Here is an 18,542-nt window from a genome sequence, read left to right as displayed (position 1 = left end):
GGCGTGCCCTGACGGTCGGTGGGGACCGTCAGGGCACGCCGTCCGTGGGCCGCGCGGCGGATGGTCAGCCCGTCTGCGCCCAGGGGAGGGTCGGCCGGGTGCGCTGTGCTCTCGCCTCGATGGCCGTGGCCACGTGCAGCAGCAGATCTTCCTGGAAGCGTCCGCCGATGAGTTGGACGCCGGAGGGAAGGCCGTCACGGACGCCGGTGGGCACGGAGATGGCCGGGAAACCGAGGACCGGGACGCACTGCATCGGCCACTGCGCGGCCAGCAGTTGGCTCATCCGGATGTCGCCGGCGAGGTCGGCGTCCTGCTCGAACGGCGGCTCGGCCGCGACCGGCGTCAGCACGATGGTGTCCCGGCCCAGGTACTGCTGGAGACGGCCGATCAGGGTGCCACGGCGGGCGTAGCCCCGGATGTAGTCGGCCAGGGTGGGCTGCTGGCCCCAGATCTCCGCGGCGGCCCGGAAGGAGGACGCCAGCGAGTCACGGACCGCGTCGTCACCGAACAGCTCGATCTCGGACGTCATCGTCCGTAGCTCCTGGTAGAGCAGCAGTGACCACAGCCGGGCGGCTTCGCCGAGCTGGGGAAGCTCGACCTCCTCCACCTCGTGACCGGCCTCGGCGAGCCAGCGGGCGGCGTCGTCGATCGCGGCGCTCACGGCGGGGTGGGGCTTGACCACCCCGGCGTCGCGGACGACGGCGATCCTGGCCAGGCCGGGCTCGCCCAGCGGTGGGCGCACCGGCAGCCCGACGGGGTCGTTCAGGTCCGGTGTCACCATGGCGTGCAGTCCGCGCCGGACGTCGTCCACGGTCCAGCCGAGCGGTCCGTGCACCGCCATGGTCTGGAACGACAGCGGGCTGTCGAACTCCTCCGCCCCGCGTGGTTCCACGCCGGAGACCAGGCCCATGGTGGGTCGCAGACCGACGGCGCCGCAGCAGTAGGCGGGGAAGCGGATGGAACCGCCGATGTCGTTGCCCTGCGCGATCGGCGTCATTCCGGCAGCGACCGCCGCGGCGGCTCCTCCGGAGGAGCCGCCCGGGGTGTGGCCGGGGTGCCACGGGTTGAGGGTCCGGCCGTGCAGGTCGTTGGCGGTGAACCAGCGCACGGCGAAGGCGGGGCTGTTGCTCCGGCCCAGCAGCGTCGCGCCGGCCTCACGCAGGGCGGCGACGCAGACCGCGTCGTCCGGTGCGAGGGCGCCGGCCCAGGCGACGACGCCGTGCGAGTTGGCGTACCCGCGCTGCGAAGTGTTGATCTTGGTGGACACCGGAACGCCCAGCAGCGGAGGCAGGTCCCCGCCCGCGGCTACGGTCGCGTCGGCGGCGGCGGCCTGGGCGAGCACCTCGTCGGGCCGGATGTCCACGAGGGCGTTGAGGGCAGGGTTGGTCTCCTCGACACGCGTGAGGAACGCCTGGGCGACCTCGGTCGCCGAGAAGCTCTTGGTCCGGATGCCGGCTGCCAGTTCGGCTGCCGAGCGGTCCCACAGTGGCTGGTCGCCCGTGGTGTCGGTCATCGTCGTCTCCAGATACGGGGGCAAGGGGCCGGCTACTTGTCGGTGCCGCCGAGGTGGGCGGCCCACGGCATGCTCATGTAGGCGAATGATGCGGGTGCGCCGCTGACCCGCTTGTTCATGAACATCCGCTCATGGGTGGTGGCGAGGAAGACCGCCGGGGTGGTGGGGGTGAAGAGCGCCTGGGCCTTGGCGTACGCCGTGGCCGACGCGTCCGGGTCGGCGGCGGTGCGGGCCTGCTCGAGCAGGCGGGTGACCTCGGGGTTGTCGTAGTTCGTCCAGTTGAAGATGCCGCCGGGAGTGACGCTCTCGGCGACGTAGGACGCCGGGTCGGGCATGCCGACGTAGCCGAAGGTGAGGATGAGGTCGAGGCTCTCGCGGGCGGAGGGATCGTAGAAGAGGGACGACATCTCGGTCGGCTGCAGTTGCTTGATCTCGATGGCGACGTCGATCTTCTTGGCCGCGGCCTGGATGAAGGTCATGGCCTGGAGCGATCGCTGGTCTCCGGCGGGAATGGCGGCCACCAGGGGGCGGGTGAGGGGGGCGGCCTGTGCGACCAGTGTCCTCGCCTTCTCGGCGTCCGGCTTCGGGGCGTCGGGCAGTGCGGCGTAGGCCGCGTCGTACCGGGCGGCGGCCTTGTCCCCGTGCCAGGTGAACGGCGGAACGAGCGACTTCAGCGTGGTGGCGTCGCCGCCGAAGACGTTCTTGATCAGTGCTTCGCGGTCGATCACCAGGGACAGTGCGTCCAGCACCTTGCGATCGGCCGCGGGCGAAGCGGCGTTCCCCGGGATCAGCAGCACGTTCTGGGTCGACGGGCCGAGGTGCACGGCCCCCTTGTCGGTTCTCGTCAGGGCGGTGGCGCTGCTCGGCGGCAGTTCGTACGTGCCGTCGACCTCACCCGAGAGCAGCGCGCCCGTCAGGCTGTTGTTGTTGGTGATGAACCGGAACTCGATTTGGCGCGCCTTGGGCTTGAGGTCGGCATCCCAGTAGGAGTCGTTGCGTTCCAGGGTGATACTGCCGCCGGACTTCCAGGACCCCAGCTCGAACGGCCCCGTACACATCAGGCCGCCCCTGGCCGTTCCGTAGGCGGCACCCGCCTGTTCGGTGTACGACTTCTTGCTCACGGCGCCGAACGACGTCGACAGCGCCTTGGGCAGCGTCTGGTCGAACTCCTTGGTCCGCAGCGTCACCTGGCGGGGGCCGGTGGCTTTGATCGACGTCACGGCGGTGAGGTAGTTCCCGTACAGCGCCTGTGTCCTGGGGTCGCGCTGGCGCTCCAGGCTGAAGACGACATCCTCGGGCGTCATCGGTGAGCCGTCCCAGAACGTCACGCCCGGGCGGAGATCGAGCACCAGGGTGCTGTCGTTGCTCCAGGTGACCTTCTCGGCGAGTCCCGGCCGCACGGAGAAGTCCGCGTTCATCCGCGTCAGCGTGTCGCAGAGGTTCGCCCCGACCGTCTGCGGCGAGTAGTCACCCACCTTCGCCGGGTCCAGGGTCGTCGGCTCGCCGTAGGGCAGGGCCCAGGTCACGCGGTCGACCTGCGCGCTGCCGGGTGCCGTGGTGGTGGTCAGGCGCTCGGGCTCGGCGGTCTCGCCGTTTCCGTTCGACGAACCGGTGCAGGCGGTGGCGGCCAGCAGTCCCACGCTGGTGAACACCGTCAGCACCGTCTTCTTCGCAGCCATAACTGATGCTCCTTGCCGAGAGCAGTAAGGGAAGAGGGGGACGCCCGACGCCGGGAGGTGAGAAGGAGAAGGGTGACCAGACGTCGTCGTAAACGAGTGTCATATAACGCTGTTGCATGTCACGCTTGCATCTGGTGAGCTAACGCGTCAAGAGCAGGACGCGACCATCTCGCGGCCCACAAGACAGGTCGCCCCTCAATCACAGAAGCGGAGAACCGCCATGTCCTTCACTCCCGCCCTCGACTTCGCGTTCGAGATCCGTGCTGAAGTGTCCGAGACGCTGCACATCGGCAACGGTGACGGAGAGGTCACCGAGTTCACCCCCATCACCGGCGGCAGCGTGGAGGGGCCCCGGCTGCGGGGGAAGGTACTGTCCGGCGGTGGCGACTGGAGCAGCACCCGCGGGGAAGTGTGCGAGCTGGAGGCCCGCTATCTCCTCCAGGCGGAGGACGGTGCCGTGATCGACGTCGTCAACCGCGGCTACTACCGGCCGAAGGCCGACACCCCGGACCAGTTCGACGGCGATCTGCAGGTCTCCGAGGCCGGTCACTACTACCGCACCTCACCGGTCTTCCGTACCGACGCCGCCGCGCACCGCTGGCTCGCGGAGACAGTCTTCGTCGGGCTCGCCCGTCCGGACGGCGACGATGCCGTCATCATCCGCATGTACGCACTCCGGTAGAGGTCCCGCCGCTCGGGTGTGCCTGACCCTGCCCGGTACGACGGCAGGACGTACAACAGCTGGGCCGCCCGGTCCCGGGATCCGCGACAGAGCGGGCGGCCCGAGGCCGGCAGTGGCCACCCGGCGGAACTCGCTGTCGTAGCGATGTGGCATGGATCACGCAGAGCGCGGCGAGATCTTGGAATGCCTGACTCCGTACGGCTGCTGCACTCGTTACGGGCGTTTCATGCCCAGGGAGCGCCGGGCAACGAGGCACGGCACCACCCCGTCCCCGACCAGCCGCACCATCGCGGCCGCACCCGCTCCGAAAGGTTCTCCTGCGCCATGCCACTGGCTCTCCTGGCCCTGGCTGTTGTCGCTTTCGGCATCGGCACCACCGAATTCGCCACGATGGGACTGCTGCCCCAGATCGCTGACGGGGTCGACGTGTCCGTGCCGCAGGCCGGCAACGTCGTCTCCGCCTATGCGCTGGGTGTCGTCGTCGGTGCCCCGGTCCTGACCGGCCTCGGCGCGCGCATACCCCACAAGCGGCTGCTGCTCCTCCTGTCCGGGCTGTTCGTCATCGGCAACGTCGCGTCCGCGCTCGCCCCCGACTTCGGCCTGCTCTTCGCCGCACGCTTCCTGGCCGGCCTGCCCCATGGAGCGCTCTTCGGTGTCGGCGCGGTCGTCGCTTCCCGCCTGGTCGCCCCCGACCGGGCCGCACGCGCGGTGTCGAGGATGTTCCTCGGGCTGACCATCGCCAACATCATCGGCGTCCCGGCCGGTACGGCCCTCGGACAGCAGCTGGGCTGGCGGTCCGCCTACGTCGCGGTCGCCGTCATCGGCCTCGTCGCCCTCGCCGCACTGGCCGCGTTCGTCCCCCACCAGCCCCGCGGGGACCAGGCGGGCATCCGGCACGAACTGCGCGCCATGGGCAACCGGCAGGTGTTCATCGGCCTGGCCACGGCGGTCGTGGGCTTCGGCGGCTTCTTCGCCGTCTACAGCTACCTGGTCCCCATGCTGACGAACCTGACGGGCTTCTCCGACTCCTCGACCACGCTCGTCCTCGCGCTCTACGGCGTCGGCATGACGCTCGGCACCCTGGCCGCGGGCCCGCTCACGGACCGCGCCTTGCGCCCGACGCTGTACGCGGGACTCGCCCTGCTGTCCGCGGCTCTGGTGGTGTTCTACTTCACCGTGCACAGCACCGTGCCCGCCCTGATCACGATCACCTTCATCGGCGCGATGGGCGCCCTCATCACCACCCCCGTCCAGATCCTGCTGATGGCCAAGGCGAAGAACGCCCCGACCATGGCGGCGGCCTCCAACCACTCCGCCTTCAACCTGGCCAACGCGGGCGGCGCCTGGCTCGGTGGCCTCGCCATCTCCGCGGGCTGGGGCTGGGCATCACCGGCCCTGGTCGGCGCGGCCCTGGGCGCTGCGGGGCTGGGGCTGGCGTTCATGGGTGGCCGCATGGACCGGGGTGACCGACGCTCCGAGGTGGTCACCTCGTCGGGCACGCAGACGGAACAGGTCGCCGCTGCTCAGTCCCAGAGCGGATAGGAAACGGTCTGGGCGACCCGTTCCGGCCGGTTGTCCGTGTAGACGAGCGTGATGCGGGAGTAGTGCGAGAGTTCAGGCCGCTTCTTCCAGGGCTCCGCTCGGTCGAGCCGCACGGTCACCGGGTAGGCGTGGAAGCGGCCCGCCGCACAGTACGGCTTGCAGTCGTTGACCCAGTTCACGCCCTCGGCCCGCGCCGCGCCCGCGTCCCACCGGGACCAGCGCAGGGAGGCCAGGCGACTGTTTCCGTCACCGCAGGCGAGGATGAACTCGGTCGGGCGTACTTCGGGGCGCCAGAAGCAGTCGACGAGGACAGGACGATCTGTGGGCTGCTGAGCGATCCGGGCGGCCGGCTCCGGGGCGGACCGGCTTTCGGTCGGTATGCCCGCCGCGGTGGTGGAGGCGGCCAGCGCCAAGAGTGTGACCGTCGTGGTGAGTGCGCGCATGTGCATGGCCGTTCTCCGCTGCCGCTCGCTGCCGGATGTCCCGGTTCCGACGCTACGACCAGGGACCTGATGGCACCACTCGAACGGCGTAGCGAGACCTTCCGTCACCGCGCAGCTCGACGCACCAGAAGACGGTCCACGTAAGATCACCGCTCAAGGGAGTGGTGGCATGACCATGAGGAACTACCGGTGGTCCGTGGCGATCGCGACGGCCCTGCTGCTGACCGGCTGCGGCGGCGACGCGGAGAGCGGCAGCGGGCACGGCAAGCCGGTGGCGCTGACGAAGGAACAAGTACGCGAGGCGTTGCCGGATGGCGAGGCCATGACGGGGTGGAAGGAGTCCGCTCCGCCCACGGCCGTCGAGATGGACAACCTCTACCGCTCGCAGGCCTGCCCCATCAAGGACAACGCGGGCTGCGAGAACTCCCGCTTCTACGGCGCCTCGACCTTCCGACGCGACGACAACGCCGCCACCGCCAGCTTCCTCATCGTCGCCTACGACAGCGAACAGGCCGCCCGTCAGGCGTACAACGTGCTCTGGGACGGCTACTACGGCAAGAGGGCGGGACTGAGGGCCAAGACGTTGGGAATCGGCCCGATCGGTGACGAGCGCGACGCCCGATTCGGTTCCTCCGGCTACAACGGCGAGCCCGGCGCCGTGACCCAGACCCGGGTCGGCACGACGCTGCTGTGGACCGAGACGGCTGCCGCCAAGAAGGGCGGCACCGACGAGGAGCAGGTCCGGGACCTGGCCACGGTGCTCGCCACGCGGGCCCAACAGGTCCAGAACGGTGACGCACCTTCCGCCGTGCTCGACGGCTGACCGCACTGACCGGCGGGCTTCGGATTGCGGTGCGGGAAGCGGCCCCCTACTCCGCGCACAGCTCGACGCGGACCTCGGTGTGCCGGATGAGCGCGTGCAGGCCGAGGTCCAGGTCGTCCGACGGAACCGTGGTGGCAGTGGCAGCCGCGAGCAGGTGTGACCGCATGGTCGGCGATCCGTCGCCGTAGCGCGTCCACGTCCTGGTCTTGGGCTGTGGCCGCGCAGATGGCGCTGGCGTTGACGTGGGTGCACCCGGCCGGCGGTACGGCGCTCGCCGGCGTGGATGGCGCCGGGCCCTACGCTCGAAGAAGGACAGCCATCGGCACCACGGGGGACGAGGGAGGCAAGTGGCATGACGGACACGGCGGATGAGCGCGAGGCGGACCGTGCCCTCAAGGCGAAGCACCGGACGATGTGGGCGCTCGGTGATTACCCGGCGGTGGCCAGGCAGGTCGTGGCGGGACTCGGACCGGTGCTGGTGGAGGCGTGCGCGGTCAAGGACGGCGACCGGGTGCTGGACGTCGCCGCCGGGTCCGGGAACGCCTCGATCCCGGCCGCGCTGGCAGGCGGGGATGTGGTCGCCTCCGACCTCACGCCCGAGTTGCTGGCCGTGGGGGCAGCAGGAGGCCGAGGCCCGCGGCGCCACGCTGAGCTGGCAGGAGGCGGACGCCGAGGCGCTGCCGTTCGAGGACGGAAGCTTCGACACGGTGATGTCCTGCGTCGGGGTCATGTTCGCCCCGCACCACCAGACCGCCGCCGATGAGCTGGTGCGGGTCTGCCGCCCCGGAGGCACGATCGGGTTGCTCAGCTGGACCCCCGAGGGGTTCATCGGGCAGATGTTCGCCACGATGAAGCCGTTCGCCCCGCCGCCTCCTCCCGGGGCGCAGCCGCCGCCGCTGTGGGGCCAGGAAGAGCATGTGCGCGCGCTGCTCGGCGACCGCGTCACCGATGTCGAAGCGCACCGCCGGACGATCCGTGTGGACATGTTCCGGGAGCCGGAGGAGTTCCGCGACTTCTTCAAGACCGCCTACGGGCCGACCATCGCGGTCTACCGGAACCTCGCCGACGACCCCGAGCGGACCGCCGCCCTGGACACCGCCCTCACCAGGCTGGCGGGCGGCGCGCTGCGGGACGGGGCCATGGAGTGGGAGTACCTGCTGCTCACTGCCCGCAGGGCTGGAGCGGGCGCCGGGTGACGGGGTGGGCCCCGTGCTGCGGTGGCACCGGCATCCGCCCCACGGTTCTTCCCGGACGCCGCAGGCGCGGGCCGTGAACCACTTCCAGGGGCGCCGTTTCCCGCACGACCGCGGCGTCGTGCCCGCTACCGCCCCCCGCTCAGCAGCCCACCACCAACCTCGGCGGAGGTCTGGGCCTGCAGCCGTGGACCCTCGAACACCCCACCCAATGCGATCACTTCAGGGATAGGGCCACCACGTCACGTGCCAGCAGGCACCACTGCGTCCCCCAACCCGCCGACCGGCGGCCGTCGCGACAAACGGCGTTGGATCTTGAACCTGCCGATGCGGCGCCAGAAACTGGTGCGCTTCCGCTGGGGTAGGACCGTCCTCGGGGGATGAACTTCCAGCGACCAGTCGCCCGCGCCTTGGACGACCGCCACGAGCAGCGGCCCCTCGGGCAGTACTCGCGCGTCCTTCGGGCTCCGCCCGGACTCGCTCGCCAGCAGGTCCGGGTAGGTGGCGGGGGTGCCGGGGCGACGGGGCTTGTACCCCTGGACGCGCAGGGACCCGGTTGACTCCGTCGGACGCAGACGGGAGACCAGCTCCCCGGCGGGCCCGGTGTGCAGCAGTACCTCGGAGCCTTGGCCGGTGGCCGCCTCGCCGAGCCCGCGCACCGCGCTGACGGGCCGGATCACGATGGTCCACTCGTCGCGGTCGCCGCAGCTGACGCGGAAGCGCAGCGGGTACAGGTTGTCGCACCACATCACCCGCCGCTCGAACCGGTCGGAGGTGTCCGAGTTTCCCAACGGCCTCCCTGCCGTCCCAGTCGATGGAGTCAAGGCCGAAGTACCCCTGGCCGGTCCGGGCGAAGTCGACCAGGACGTAGCCGGGAGGCGGGGTGGTGTCCATGGCGAACTTGGCGCTGCCCCGCCCGCTGTAGACGATGTCGTCGAACTGCCCACCGAGGATCTGGGCGCCGGCGCCCGCCTCGGACGACGGGGCGGGTGAGGGAGGTACCGGAATTGTTCCCGGTCCCCGGGACGGGGTCTGGGGCGAGCTTTCAGTTGAGCGCGAGGACGGGGTCGGGGCTCCGCTCTGAACCTCGGACCGGGTCTCGGCGAAGGCATGTGGTGGAGGCGAGCCCGGGCCATGTGCCTCGGCTTCGTTCTTCGTCAGTCCCGAGCCGCTCCCGTGCCCCTGGCCCTGGGCCGAACCCGAGCTTTGCCCCCGCGCCGCTGCTGGAGGCCCTGACGGAGGTGCGAGATATTCCTTGACACGAATATTCACGATGAGGAATACTTTCAGGCATGGACACACTGCTCACCGCATTGGCCGACCCGGCCCGCTGGAGGCTGGTGCAACTGCTGGCCGAGCGGCCCCGCTCGGTCGGTGTTCTTGCCCAGCTCGCCGAGGCGCGCCAGCCACAGACGACCAAACACCTGCAGACTCTTGAACGTGCTGGCATCGTGACCTCGCAGCGCACCGGCCAGCGCCGTGTCTACGCGCTCCAGCCCGCCCCCTTGCGGGACCTGGCTGCTGTACTGAACGGGCTCGCCGACACCGCGGACCGGGACGGTGGCTCACGCGCGACCTACGACCGCTACGGAATGAGTCTCCGCGCGGAGCGGTTCGCCGCGGAAGAGTCAGGGTGGGCCGACGGCCGCTCGTTCCGGTTCCACCGGTCGCTGACGGGGCGCCCGGAACTGGCCTGGCGATATCTCACCGAAGTACCCCTGCTCGTCCGCTGGTGGACGCCGGAGGACCTGCGCGTCTCCGAGCTCATCTTCGAGGCGCGACCAGGTGGCCGGATCGTCCAGGAGTACCGCGACGCCGAGGACACCGACGGCTCCGACCTGGTCGTCGGTCGCGCCGAGGGAGTCGTCGAGGACGTGTGCCCAGGTGAGCGCCTCAGTTACCGACTCTCTCCCGTGCTGCCCGACGGAGGCATCGCGTTCACTGCCCACGTCGACCTTGGCCTGCAGCTCACCGATACCGGCACGGACCTCGACGTCCAGTGGCGGATCACCGACAGCACGGTCGACTCCGCCGACTTCATCGCCGGCATCGAGATCGGCTTCGGGCAGAGCCTCGACAAGCTCGTGGCGGCCCTCGCCGCAGACGCTCACCACACCGACAGCACCGATACGAGGAGTACGACATGACCAACTCGACGGGCCGCAGAGTGACCGCGAACCTGGCTCTCAGCCTCGATGGGCGTTACAACGGTCCAGGCGGAGCCGGTGATTTCGGTGCCTTCATCCCGTACGTGACCACCGAGGTCGCGCGAAACCACCTCGCCCGCATCTGGGAGAACGCGACGACGGCGCTTCTCGGCAGGATCAACGCCGAGGGCTTCCTGGGCTACTGGCCGTCGGTCGCCGCTGACGAGAACGCCGATCCGCGCGATCGTGGATACGCGAAGTGGCTGGTCGACACGGAAAAGGTGGTCCTCTCCACCACGCTGGCTGAGGCGCCGTGGGACCACAGTCGCGTGGTGAACGCCCCCGCTGCGCATGTCGTCGCCGACCTCAGGGCCACCGGCGAGGGCGACATCCTCGTCAACAGCAGCGCCAGCGTCATCAAGGCGCTTCTTTCGGCAGATCTGCTGGACCGGCTGTATCTCCTGATCTTGCCCGAGATCCTCGGGGGCGGGCAAAGGCTGTTCGACGACGGCCTGCCGAGCTCGAAGTGGAAGCTCACCCATCAGGAGACCGGCGATCTGGGCGAGATCGCCATGGTCTACGACCGGGTGCGTTGATCCCGCCGGTTGGCATGCACGGACGGGAGTGGTCAGCCGGGTGGTGGTCTCGGCGGTGGGTGCGTGGGACGGCCGTTGTGGCCGTGTGGCTGGTCGTGTACGGGGCGATGGCGGTGGTGTGGCGTGTCCTGCGGGACAAGACGTGGCTCGACGCGCTTGCCTTCGCCGGCGTCCTGGCGGTGGGCAACGCGGCCGGACAGTGGCTGGCGAGTCGGGCAGGGAGGAGGAAAGCCGCAAGACGCGGCGATTGAGCAAGGCCTCCAGCTCACCCCCTCGTCGGCGTGGGCACCCGTTGGCGGGACGGCCTGTTCAAGACCGTCCCTATCCGCGTCGGCCGCTGGGGTCAGAGCTGGAATTCCGTGGGGGAGAGCCCCAGGGTCGTGCACGCTTCGCGGAGGATCATCTGCTCGGCTTGGGAGAAGTGGCCGTCGGCGCCGGCGATGACCATGCCGGTCTGGATGACCGCCCGGGCCTCGTTGGGCTTCTTGGCGGCCTTGGCGATGTCCTGCAGCGCCTCGGCCTTGCCCTGAGCGAAGTTCCGGGTGAGCTGGTCGACGTGCTTGTGGAAGCGCTGGCGCAGCTGCTCGGGGGGAAAGTTCTGGAGCACCTCGTTGTTGAGGATCATGGACTCCATCTGCTGGATCTCGTTCGCGTCTACGTGGCCGTCGGCCGCGGCGACCAGCGCGCACACCGCCATGCTCGCGTCCCGGTAGGCGCCGCTCTTCAGCTCGGTCTTGATCGAGCTGAGCTGGGTCTTCAGCAGACCCGTCAGCTGCGCGCGGGAGCCACCGCGTGAGCCCCCCTGCGGGGCACCGCCGTGCGGGCCGCCGGCCGGGGCACCGGCCTGCCTGCCCTGTGCCTGCTGCTGCAAGGTCTTGGCCTGGTCCTTGAGCCGGTCGAACAGTGCCATCGATTGTCACCTCGGTGCTCGAGCTGTGTGATCTTTTCCGGTGAACGCTCCGCTACCGGTAAAGGTTCCACCGATCCGGCGGTCTGGCGGCCGGGCTGCCGTCCTCCCAGTCGCCGTCGCCGTCGCTGTCGTTGCGCATGCCATAGATGCAGGCGCTGCCTGTACCAGCTGACCTCGTACGTCGGAAGCCGAGGCGCGAGGTGTTCGGCTTGGGGTGTTTCAGGCCTCTGGTTCGGGATCGGGGTGCTGGCCGGGGCGTTGGTCGTATCCGGCGAGGGGAGTGGGGGAGAGGTCGGTGGGTTCTTCGTCGGGTTCGAGGAGGGTGTCGGCGGCGCCGACGATGAGGGGGTCGGGTTTGCCTACGGCGGTGTGGTCTTTGGCGGGGTAGTCGCAGCGGTACAGCAGGCTGCGCATGGCTTCGAGGCGGCCACGGCGCTTGTCGTTGCTTTTGACCACGGTCCAGGGGGCGTGGGGTGTGTCGGTGGCGCGGAACATGTCGACTTTGGCTCTGGTGTAGTCGTCCCAGCGGTCGAGGGAGGCGAGGTCGGTGGGGGAGAGTTTCCAGCGGCGTACCGGGTCGACCTGGCGGATGGCGAAACGGGTGCGCTGTTCGGCCTGGGATACGGAGAACCAGAACTTTGCCAGCAGGATGCCGTCCTTGGTCAGCATCTCCTCGAACAAGGGGGCCTGTTCCAAAAAGGTGCGGTATTCGGCCTCTGTGCAAAAGCCCATGACGCGCTCGACGCCGGCCCGGTTGTACCAGGAGCGGTCGAAGAAGACGATCTCACCGCGGGAGGGCAGGTGGGTCACGTAGCGCTGGAAGTACCACTGGCCCTGTTCCCGTTCGGTCGGCTTCTCCAGGGCCACGACGCGGGCGCCTCGGGGGTTGAGCCGTTCGGTGAAGCGCTGGATGGTGCCGCCTTTACCGGCTGCGTCACGGCCCTCGCACAGCACGACGACCCGTTGGCCGGTCTCCTTCACCCAGCGCTGCAGCTTCAATAGCTCGATCTGCAGGACCCGCTTGGTCCGCTCGTACTCGGACCGTTTCAGCTTGTGGTCGTAGGGATAGTTCTCCCGCCAGGTGTCCAGGGGGCTTCCGTCGGCTTCGAGGAGAATCGGCTTTTCCGGGCGCCGTTCGTCGACGCTGAGGCCGTCGAGCAGGTCCTCTTCGGCTGTCGTCGCGTCGTCCTTGTGCGAACGGGCCGCATCGTCGTTGTCTGGCATGACGTATCTCCCGGTTGTTCCTGGGTGCCGGTGGGGACGGTGTCCGCCCGCCGCGCCGGCGGGTGCGGCTGGAGGACGGCCGCCGCGAGGGACGGGGGTCACAACCCATAACGGAAGAGGGCGGCGGGTCCCGCGCGCAGCGGAGCCGCTGCGGCCGGCCGCGCGGGAGCCGGAGCTGAAGGGCGTACTTCGTGGCCTCTCCAGTGTGCCGGGCGCCTGCGGCCGGGCGGGCCGGCCGGGACCATGGCTGCGGTTCGCGCCGTTGTGCGGATGCGGAGACACAAGGGGGCGGGAAGGCCGGCACGCCCAGGACGACACGGGCGGCAATGACCATGACGGACTCCCGGAACTCGCTGAGACGTCGTAGGACTGCGATCTGCTGGACCGCGTGCCCCTTCTGCCCGGGATCACGCCAGCTGAGCGGTGTTGTGAAAGCGGCCGGATGCCCCTGCTTCGCGTCGCAGATGATCTCGGTGTGGGGCGAGGGGATCTTGAATAGGGCCGCATCCGGCCGTCGCCCCGCCGCCGGACACCGCCCCCTCTCGGAGGCCCAGGAGCAGGATGCCAGCGACACCCGGCTCCAGGAGATCGCGGCGGAAGCGCTCAAGGAGGAGTACTTCCAGGACGGTGGCCGTCGGCCGAGCCGGCAGCCTGGAAGAGGTCCGGTTCACGGACATCGAGCACCTCGAGGTCAAGCTGCAGCAGCCGGGCTTCAGCCTGAGCTGACGTGAGACCGGGCGGTTCGGGCCCCGCGGGGCACACGTGTCGACGCCCACGGCGGGGGTTTACCCAGGTGGCGCGATCGGCAACGAGCGCGGCCTCTGTCGCGGGTTGTGTCACTACACTGCGGCGTGGCATCGCAGGACGCCCACAGCAAGTGGGCGAGATGAACGGGGAGTCGCATGGCTACGGGGGGATGGGGGCCGGGTCACGGCCCCGGTCAAGCTGACGGCAACGGACCGGGAGGCATGGGCGGTTGGGGTGCTCCCTACGGATCACCGCAGGGCGGCCCGTACGGTCCACCGCCACCGAATCCGGGCCCGTACCCGAACCAGCCTCCCTATCCCTACGATCCCCAGCCCACGAGGCCCGCCGTCCGGCGTTCCCGCGGCTGCCTGTCGTACCTCTCACTCTTCGGGCTGGTCTCCGCGGTCCTGCGCTCCGCGCACCGCGTCGCCACCAGGCTCTTCGCGCAGGAGGGCGAAGGCCGGATCGTGGACCGCGTCGTGGACCGGGTCCAGCTGGCCCGCACGGTGCTCGGTGCTGCCGCCACCATCGCCCTGGTCCTCGCCTACAACGCGGACCGCGACCGCTGGGAGGACGCGGCCTGGGGCGGCGTCGCCAACCTCATCGCCGCTCCGTTCGTGCTGCTCATCGCCGGGCCTTTGGTCATCCTCGGATTCATGTACTACGCGCCTCCGCACCTGCGTCCGCATCTGCGCTCCCGGCTGCGCGCTCCGCTCAAGGCGGTCGGCTGGTACGTGCTGACGCTGGTCGTCATCGGCGGAGTCCTCGTTCTCGCGACCCATATCGACGCACACGACGGGAGGAGCCTGTGGGAATACGCATGGGCTGTCGCCGCGCTCATCGTCGTCGTGTGGGGTCTCCCCTTCTTCTTCCTGGCGTCGCTGTACTCGGCCCGCAGCACCTTCAACAGCGCCCAGGTCCACCCCACGCTGCCGCCCATCCTGACCCTGACGCTGGTGTGGGTGTTCGCGGCCTTCAACATCATCGACACCGGCATGCCGGGGGGCCCGCCCGTCGTCCAGTTCTCCTCCATGCTGGGGGGACCGCTGTCGGTGACGGCCGTTTCCCTGTGGGAACTGCGGCGGATGAGGACCCGTTTCGGCGTCACCCTGCGCGTCTGAGCCGGCTTCGGCGCGCCCAGCCGGTCCGCAGACCGGTCGTCCCCCCGTCCCCGCGCCGGGCGCCTGCCGTGTGGATCGGTGGTTCGCCGAACTGACGAACCGGCAGATACGGCGAGGCGTCCGTCCCCAAGACCGTCCAGGCCCTGGAGAAGGACACCCGCACCCGGCCTGGGATGGACCGGCCGGTCACGCTGCCCGACCGGTTGCCGTCCGACTTGGAGCCGCTTCCCCCGCCCGGTCAGCAGACCGGTACGCCAGGCACCTGGTTGTCCGGCACGCTGAGGTAGATGTTGGTCATGTAGCCGCCGTACTGGGGCAGTTGGGCCCACCAGTCGTTGACGTAGGGCGGTTGGCTGACCTGCTGGCCGCGCTTCTGGCAGCCGACCAGGACCTCGACTCCGGCGGGCAGCGTGGTGATGGCCCCGGAGTCGGTCGTCGCCTGGGTACGGACCCGGACCCCGCTGCCCCAGGTGCCGATCCACGTACCGGCGGGACGGGAGGCGCCGGGGACGTTCAGCGAACGGGTCAGCCGGCCGATGTCCGTGTAGGCCTTGCCGTAGGACGTTCCGCTGGGGTGCAGGGTGTAGACCGCCACGATGGAACGGTCACCCGCGCCCACCACTCCCGTCGAGTGCAGTGCCGGACGGGAGAGGTCCACGGCGTCAGCGCCCGCCGGCGTCGGGGCGGCGGCCGTTCCCGCCGGTTCCCCAGCGGCCTCATCGGCTGCAGCGGCCTTCGCGGCCGTCGACGTCGGTGCCGCGCAGCCGCCCGAACTGAAGCCCGACCAGCCCTGCTTGACGGCCCAGGGGCGATTGAAGGAGCCGGCGATGCCGAAGTGCTGGTCGTAGCCGTCGGTGGCGCAGCGGGTGGACTGCCGCAAATTGCCGAGGAGGTAGTCGCGCGTCGCCGCCGGGGCGGAGTCCAGCAGATGCCGGTAGATCTTCACGGTGTCACGGGCCGACAGAGCCGTGTAGCCCCAGAAGCCGGGGTGGGTCGACGGCGGGCGGGCGGTGTCGGTCAGGCCGAGCCGGGTGACCATCCGGTCGACGATCGCCCCCGAGCCGTTGTTCGACCAGAACGTGCTCGCGGCCGTGTCGTCACTGCCGCGCAGCATGGTGTCGATCCGGGCCCGGTCCGTGGCCGCCAGGGCGTCGGGGCTGCGGTTCCAGAGCACGTCCAGGGCGATCAGCAGCTTCACCACCGACGCGGACCTGAACTGCGCGGACGTGTTCAGCTGTTCGGTGAAGGTGCCGGTCTGGCGGTCGAAGACGGCGACGCCCGCCGTCACCCCGGCCGGCACGTCGGCTTGCACCGCCGCCGGGCTCGGCGAGGGGGACTCGGCGGACGCGACGGAGACGGTGGTCGCGGTCGTGCACAGGAGCGCGGTGAAGGCGGCGGTCAGCACGCCCGCCCGCACCGTGCCCCGTGCGCTGCTCAAGGTGATCATGGTTGTCCTCGGGATCGGTGGAGAGGGGGGTGGTGGAGATGGAGATGGAGGTGGGCCGGAGATGCGTCGCTCGCACCACACGTAGGACGGGAGCACGTCCCGTGCCGTATGAGAGCCCAGAGGGTGGATGAGAGCCCGAAACGCCGGATGCCCCGGGACCTGTTGTGGTCCCGGGGCATCCGGTCGGCGCGGGTCGGCGCTCAGCAGTTCGGCAGGCCCGAATCCCGCTCGTCGTTGCCGCCTCCGACGAGGAAGATCTCACTCATGTACGAGGACGGGGCCATGCCCACCGCCGGGGTCTTCACCCACCAGGTGTGCCAGTAGTCGCCGTAGGTCGCACGGCCGCCCTTGACCTGGCACAGCACCATGAGGAAGCCGTCGTCGGGCGACGTGGCGGTGACCGGGGCCTGCGGATCGGGGGCGGAACGCAGGTTGACGTTCGAGCCCCAGATCGGGCACCGGAACCAGCCCTTGTAGTTCGGGTCAGGGGTGCAGGGCGCCGAGTCGGCGGCCTGCGCGGACGAGGCCAGGGCGGGGGAGAGGAGCAGCCCGGCGGCCAGCGCGACCGCCGCGGCACCCTTCGTACCGGCGCGGAGACGGCTCAGGGCGGCGGTCAGCACTGGTTCACCCCGGGCAGCCAGGAGGAGGGGTGGTCGATGTAGATGTTGGTGATGTAGCCGCCGAGTGCCGGGATGTAGGACCAGGCGTCGTTGGTGTAGCCCTCGGCGGTGACCGTGTCGCCGCGCGTCTGGCACTGTACGTAGACCGCGGTCGGCCCGGTCAGCGTGCGCACGACCGCCGCGTTCAGGCGCGGCTCCTGGCGCACCCTAACCGAAGTGCCCCAGGTGGTGAAGTTGGTGCTGGGCGTTCCGGCGCCCGGGGTGCACGGCAGGCTCACACCGCGCGCGGCCAGGTAGGGGCCGGGGTCCATGCCCCGGGTGCTGGCGGTGGAGGCGTGCGCCTCGAAGTGCAGGTGCGGCCCGGTGGACTGGCCCTCGGAACCCATGTACGCGATCGCCTGACCGCTGTTCACCCGCTGGTTCACGAAGACGAGACGCTCGTACATGTGGCCGTACTCGGTGACGGTGCCGTCGTCGTGCTTGATGCGGATCCACTGGCCGTAGCCACTGGCGGTGCCGGAGACGATGACGGTGCCGGCCCCGGTGGAGTAGATCGGCGTACCGCGGGTGTTGGCGATGTCGACGCCGTCATGGCCGGAGTGGTACCCCTGGGTCACGGTGCCGGCGGCCGGGCAGGAACCGGCGGCCGCGGCCGCGGCGACCGGGGCGGCGTCGGCCGTGCCGGCCGCGAGCGGGACCAGCCCGGCCGCGGCGACCGTGGCGATGAACAGGCCGATGGACTTGCTGCGCTTGAGTGTGCGCATGGCGGAGTCTCCTCTGTGAGGGATGTCGGGTGAGGGATGTCGGGTGCGAGGTGTCAGGTGTGTGCGGGATGCGGCGTGCCGACCCCGTGGATCAGCAGGTGGGAACCCCGGGCAGCCAGGCCGCCGGGTCGTTGATGTAGATGTTCGAGATCCAGGCCTTGTACTTCGGCAGGTAGGACCAGGCGTCGTTGGTGTAGCCCTCGGCGGTGATCGACTCCCCGTGTGTCTGGCAGAGCACGTCCACGGCCGTGGGGCCGGGCAGCCGGCCCACGGGAGGCTGCCGGGTGCTGGGATCAGGACGCAGGCTCACATCGGTGCCCCAGGTCATGAACCGCTTGGTGCCCGCGGGCGGCTGCTCGCCGCCGGCGATGCGCAGAGCGCCCGCGTACTGGGAGTTGAGCCGTACGTCGCTGACCATCACGAGCGTTCCGGACTCCCGGGCCTCGACCATCTTGCCGTTGCCGAGGTAGATGGCGATGTGGTGGACGCTGCCGAGGTTGGCCGGGTCCGACCCCCACAGCAGCAGGTCGCCCGGCTGCAGCGGAGCGATCCCCTGGGCTCGGGTGAACCGGGCGGTGGCACCGCTCCACTTGGCCTGGTTCCACGTCCCCTCGGGCAGGGCGATGCCCGCTCCCTGCCACGCCGCGTACTGCACCAGGTGCGAGCAGTCGAAGCCCTTCACCTGGCTGTCGTGGGCGCCGGGGCCGCCGCCGGGGTAGTCCTGACCGTACGTCGGCCCGTGGACGGAGCCGCCGCCCCACGAGTACGGCACCCCGATCTGTGAGCACGCGGCGTTGACGATCGCCTGTGCCTGGGCGGGCGCATCCGCCAGGGGACGGCAGTCGGCGGCGGCCACGGCCGTCGAGGAGACCGGCGACGAGGCGGCCATCGCCGTACCGGTACAGGTCAATGCGGTGGCGAGCAGCAGTCCTCCCGCGGTCGCGAGAGTGCGGTTGGTGCGGCGCATGGGTTCCCCCTGGTGTGGTCGGTGCGATGTGCGCGGGTGCTGTACGGGTCGGCGGATTCCGGCAGTTGGTCGGGCTGCCTCGTGCTGCCGTCGCGGAGGAGGCGGCTGGTGCGGCGGTCGGTTC

At 70.2% G+C, this 18,542-nt stretch carries 17 protein-coding genes; 7 read left to right on the top strand and 10 right to left on the bottom strand.

What is annotated here, in order from left to right:
* Positions 1–64 precede the first annotated feature (64 nt).
* Together ACWD1Z_RS26810 and ACWD1Z_RS26805 are read right to left on the bottom strand one after the other, a co-directional pair.
* On the bottom strand, positions 65–1,513 hold the full coding sequence (locus tag ACWD1Z_RS26810) for an amidase (RefSeq protein ID WP_451122143.1): 1,449 nt from the start codon (positions 1,511–1,513) through the stop codon (positions 65–67).
* Positions 1,514–1,545: 32 nt separating this feature from the next.
* Positions 1,546–3,192 (bottom strand): ABC transporter substrate-binding protein, encoded by a 1,647-nt coding sequence (locus ACWD1Z_RS26805; protein ID WP_451122142.1) that lies wholly within the window; start codon positions 3,190–3,192, stop codon positions 1,546–1,548.
* Positions 3,193–3,412: 220 nt separating this feature from the next.
* On the opposite strand from ACWD1Z_RS26805, the gene ACWD1Z_RS26800 reads away from it, so the two are divergent.
* A complete protein-coding gene (locus tag ACWD1Z_RS26800) occupies positions 3,413–3,874 on the top strand; it encodes a DUF3237 domain-containing protein (RefSeq protein WP_451122141.1) in 462 nt (153 codons plus the stop codon).
* A gap of 324 nt (positions 3,875–4,198) precedes the next feature.
* Positions 4,199–5,416 (top strand): MFS transporter, encoded by a 1,218-nt coding sequence (locus ACWD1Z_RS26795; RefSeq protein WP_451122140.1) that lies wholly within the window; start codon positions 4,199–4,201, stop codon positions 5,414–5,416.
* On the opposite strand, the gene ACWD1Z_RS26790 is transcribed toward ACWD1Z_RS26795, so the two are convergent.
* Complete coding sequence (locus ACWD1Z_RS26790) at positions 5,398–5,865, bottom strand: hypothetical protein (protein WP_451122139.1); 468 nt, start codon at positions 5,863–5,865, stop codon at positions 5,398–5,400. The genes ACWD1Z_RS26795 and ACWD1Z_RS26790 overlap by 19 nt on opposite strands.
* A 163-nt stretch (positions 5,866–6,028) precedes the next feature.
* On the opposite strand from ACWD1Z_RS26790, the gene ACWD1Z_RS26785 reads away from it, so the two are divergent.
* Together ACWD1Z_RS26785 and ACWD1Z_RS26780 are read left to right on the top strand one after the other, a co-directional pair.
* Positions 6,029–6,682, top strand: a complete 654-nt coding sequence (locus ACWD1Z_RS26785; protein ID WP_451122138.1) for a hypothetical protein — start codon at positions 6,029–6,031, stop codon at positions 6,680–6,682.
* Between the two features lie 572 nt (positions 6,683–7,254).
* Positions 7,255–7,878 (top strand): class I SAM-dependent methyltransferase, encoded by a 624-nt coding sequence (locus ACWD1Z_RS26780; RefSeq protein ID WP_451122137.1) that lies wholly within the window; start codon positions 7,255–7,257, stop codon positions 7,876–7,878.
* Between the two features lie 239 nt (positions 7,879–8,117).
* On the opposite strand, the gene ACWD1Z_RS26775 is transcribed toward ACWD1Z_RS26780, so the two are convergent.
* On the bottom strand, positions 8,118–8,666 hold the full coding sequence (locus ACWD1Z_RS26775) for a hypothetical protein (protein ID WP_451122136.1): 549 nt from the start codon (positions 8,664–8,666) through the stop codon (positions 8,118–8,120).
* 501 nt (positions 8,667–9,167) lie between these two features.
* On the opposite strand from ACWD1Z_RS26775, the gene ACWD1Z_RS26770 reads away from it, so the two are divergent.
* Positions 9,168–10,022 (top strand): metalloregulator ArsR/SmtB family transcription factor, encoded by an 855-nt coding sequence (locus tag ACWD1Z_RS26770; protein ID WP_451122135.1) that lies wholly within the window; start codon positions 9,168–9,170, stop codon positions 10,020–10,022.
* Positions 10,019–10,618, top strand: coding sequence for a dihydrofolate reductase family protein (locus ACWD1Z_RS26765; protein WP_451122134.1), 600 nt, complete (start codon positions 10,019–10,021; stop codon positions 10,616–10,618). The genes ACWD1Z_RS26770 and ACWD1Z_RS26765 overlap by 4 nt, the downstream gene beginning before the upstream one ends.
* Positions 10,619–10,961: 343 nt before the next feature.
* Here the strand turns inward: ACWD1Z_RS26765 and ACWD1Z_RS26760 are convergent, their stop codons facing one another.
* The gene (locus ACWD1Z_RS26760) at positions 10,962–11,528 is read right to left on the bottom strand and encodes a tellurite resistance TerB family protein (protein WP_451122133.1); all 567 of its coding nucleotides are present in this window, start codon (positions 11,526–11,528) and stop codon (positions 10,962–10,964) included.
* Positions 11,529–11,747: 219 nt separating this feature from the next.
* Complete coding sequence (ppk2, locus tag ACWD1Z_RS26755) at positions 11,748–13,259, bottom strand: polyphosphate kinase 2 (protein ID WP_451122132.1); 1,512 nt, start codon at positions 13,257–13,259, stop codon at positions 11,748–11,750.
* Positions 13,260–13,720: 461 nt separating this feature from the next.
* On the opposite strand from ppk2, the gene ACWD1Z_RS26750 reads away from it, so the two are divergent.
* Positions 13,721–14,620 carry a hypothetical protein gene (locus ACWD1Z_RS26750; protein ID WP_451122131.1) on the top strand — a complete coding sequence of 300 codons (900 nt, stop codon included), beginning with the start codon at positions 13,721–13,723 and terminating at the stop codon, positions 14,618–14,620.
* Between the two features lie 238 nt (positions 14,621–14,858).
* Here the strand turns inward: ACWD1Z_RS26750 and ACWD1Z_RS26745 are convergent, their stop codons facing one another.
* From ACWD1Z_RS26745 to ACWD1Z_RS26730, 4 genes are all read right to left on the bottom strand, one after another.
* Entirely contained in the window at positions 14,859–16,067 is a 1,209-nt protein-coding gene (locus ACWD1Z_RS26745) for a hypothetical protein (RefSeq protein WP_451122130.1), read from the bottom strand.
* A gap of 200 nt (positions 16,068–16,267) precedes the next feature.
* The gene (locus ACWD1Z_RS26740) at positions 16,268–16,687 is read right to left on the bottom strand and encodes a hypothetical protein (RefSeq protein WP_451122129.1); all 420 of its coding nucleotides are present in this window, start codon (positions 16,685–16,687) and stop codon (positions 16,268–16,270) included.
* Positions 16,681–17,451 (bottom strand): M23 family metallopeptidase, encoded by a 771-nt coding sequence (locus tag ACWD1Z_RS26735; RefSeq protein WP_451122128.1) that lies wholly within the window; start codon positions 17,449–17,451, stop codon positions 16,681–16,683. The genes ACWD1Z_RS26740 and ACWD1Z_RS26735 overlap by 7 nt, the downstream gene beginning before the upstream one ends.
* 91 nt (positions 17,452–17,542) lie before the next feature.
* Positions 17,543–18,418 carry a C40 family peptidase gene (locus ACWD1Z_RS26730; protein ID WP_451122127.1) on the bottom strand — a complete coding sequence of 292 codons (876 nt, stop codon included), beginning with the start codon at positions 18,416–18,418 and terminating at the stop codon, positions 17,543–17,545.
* Between the last annotated feature and the right edge of the window lie 124 nt (positions 18,419–18,542).

Source organism: Streptomyces sp. NPDC002784 (assembly GCF_053592135.1).
This window is presented reverse-complemented; position numbering and strand designations above follow the sequence as displayed.

Coding starts and splice junctions, on each gene's coding strand:
- ACWD1Z_RS26805 (WP_451122142.1), bottom strand. CDS start 3,192: ATGGCTGCGAAGAAGACGGTGCTGACGGTGTTCACCAGCGTGGGACTG.
- ACWD1Z_RS26785 (WP_451122138.1), top strand. CDS start 6,029: ATGACCATGAGGAACTACCGGTGGTCCGTGGCGATCGCGACGGCCCTG.
- ACWD1Z_RS26735 (WP_451122128.1), bottom strand. CDS start 17,451: ATGCGCACACTCAAGCGCAGCAAGTCCATCGGCCTGTTCATCGCCACG.
- ppk2 (WP_451122132.1), bottom strand. CDS start 13,259: ATGCGGCCCTATTCAAGATCCCCTCGCCCCACACCGAGATCATCTGCG.
- ACWD1Z_RS26770 (WP_451122135.1), top strand. CDS start 9,168: ATGGACACACTGCTCACCGCATTGGCCGACCCGGCCCGCTGGAGGCTG.
- ACWD1Z_RS26780 (WP_451122137.1), top strand. CDS start 7,255: ATGTGGTCGCCTCCGACCTCACGCCCGAGTTGCTGGCCGTGGGGGCAG.
- ACWD1Z_RS26795 (WP_451122140.1), top strand. CDS start 4,199: ATGCCACTGGCTCTCCTGGCCCTGGCTGTTGTCGCTTTCGGCATCGGC.
- ACWD1Z_RS26750 (WP_451122131.1), top strand. CDS start 13,721: ATGGGCGGTTGGGGTGCTCCCTACGGATCACCGCAGGGCGGCCCGTAC.
- ACWD1Z_RS26810 (WP_451122143.1), bottom strand. CDS start 1,513: ATGACCGACACCACGGGCGACCAGCCACTGTGGGACCGCTCGGCAGCC.
- ACWD1Z_RS26765 (WP_451122134.1), top strand. CDS start 10,019: ATGACCAACTCGACGGGCCGCAGAGTGACCGCGAACCTGGCTCTCAGC.
- ACWD1Z_RS26790 (WP_451122139.1), bottom strand. CDS start 5,865: ATGCACATGCGCGCACTCACCACGACGGTCACACTCTTGGCGCTGGCC.
- ACWD1Z_RS26745 (WP_451122130.1), bottom strand. CDS start 16,067: ATGATCACCTTGAGCAGCGCACGGGGCACGGTGCGGGCGGGCGTGCTG.
- ACWD1Z_RS26760 (WP_451122133.1), bottom strand. CDS start 11,528: ATGGCACTGTTCGACCGGCTCAAGGACCAGGCCAAGACCTTGCAGCAG.
- ACWD1Z_RS26800 (WP_451122141.1), top strand. CDS start 3,413: ATGTCCTTCACTCCCGCCCTCGACTTCGCGTTCGAGATCCGTGCTGAA.
- ACWD1Z_RS26730 (WP_451122127.1), bottom strand. CDS start 18,418: ATGCGCCGCACCAACCGCACTCTCGCGACCGCGGGAGGACTGCTGCTC.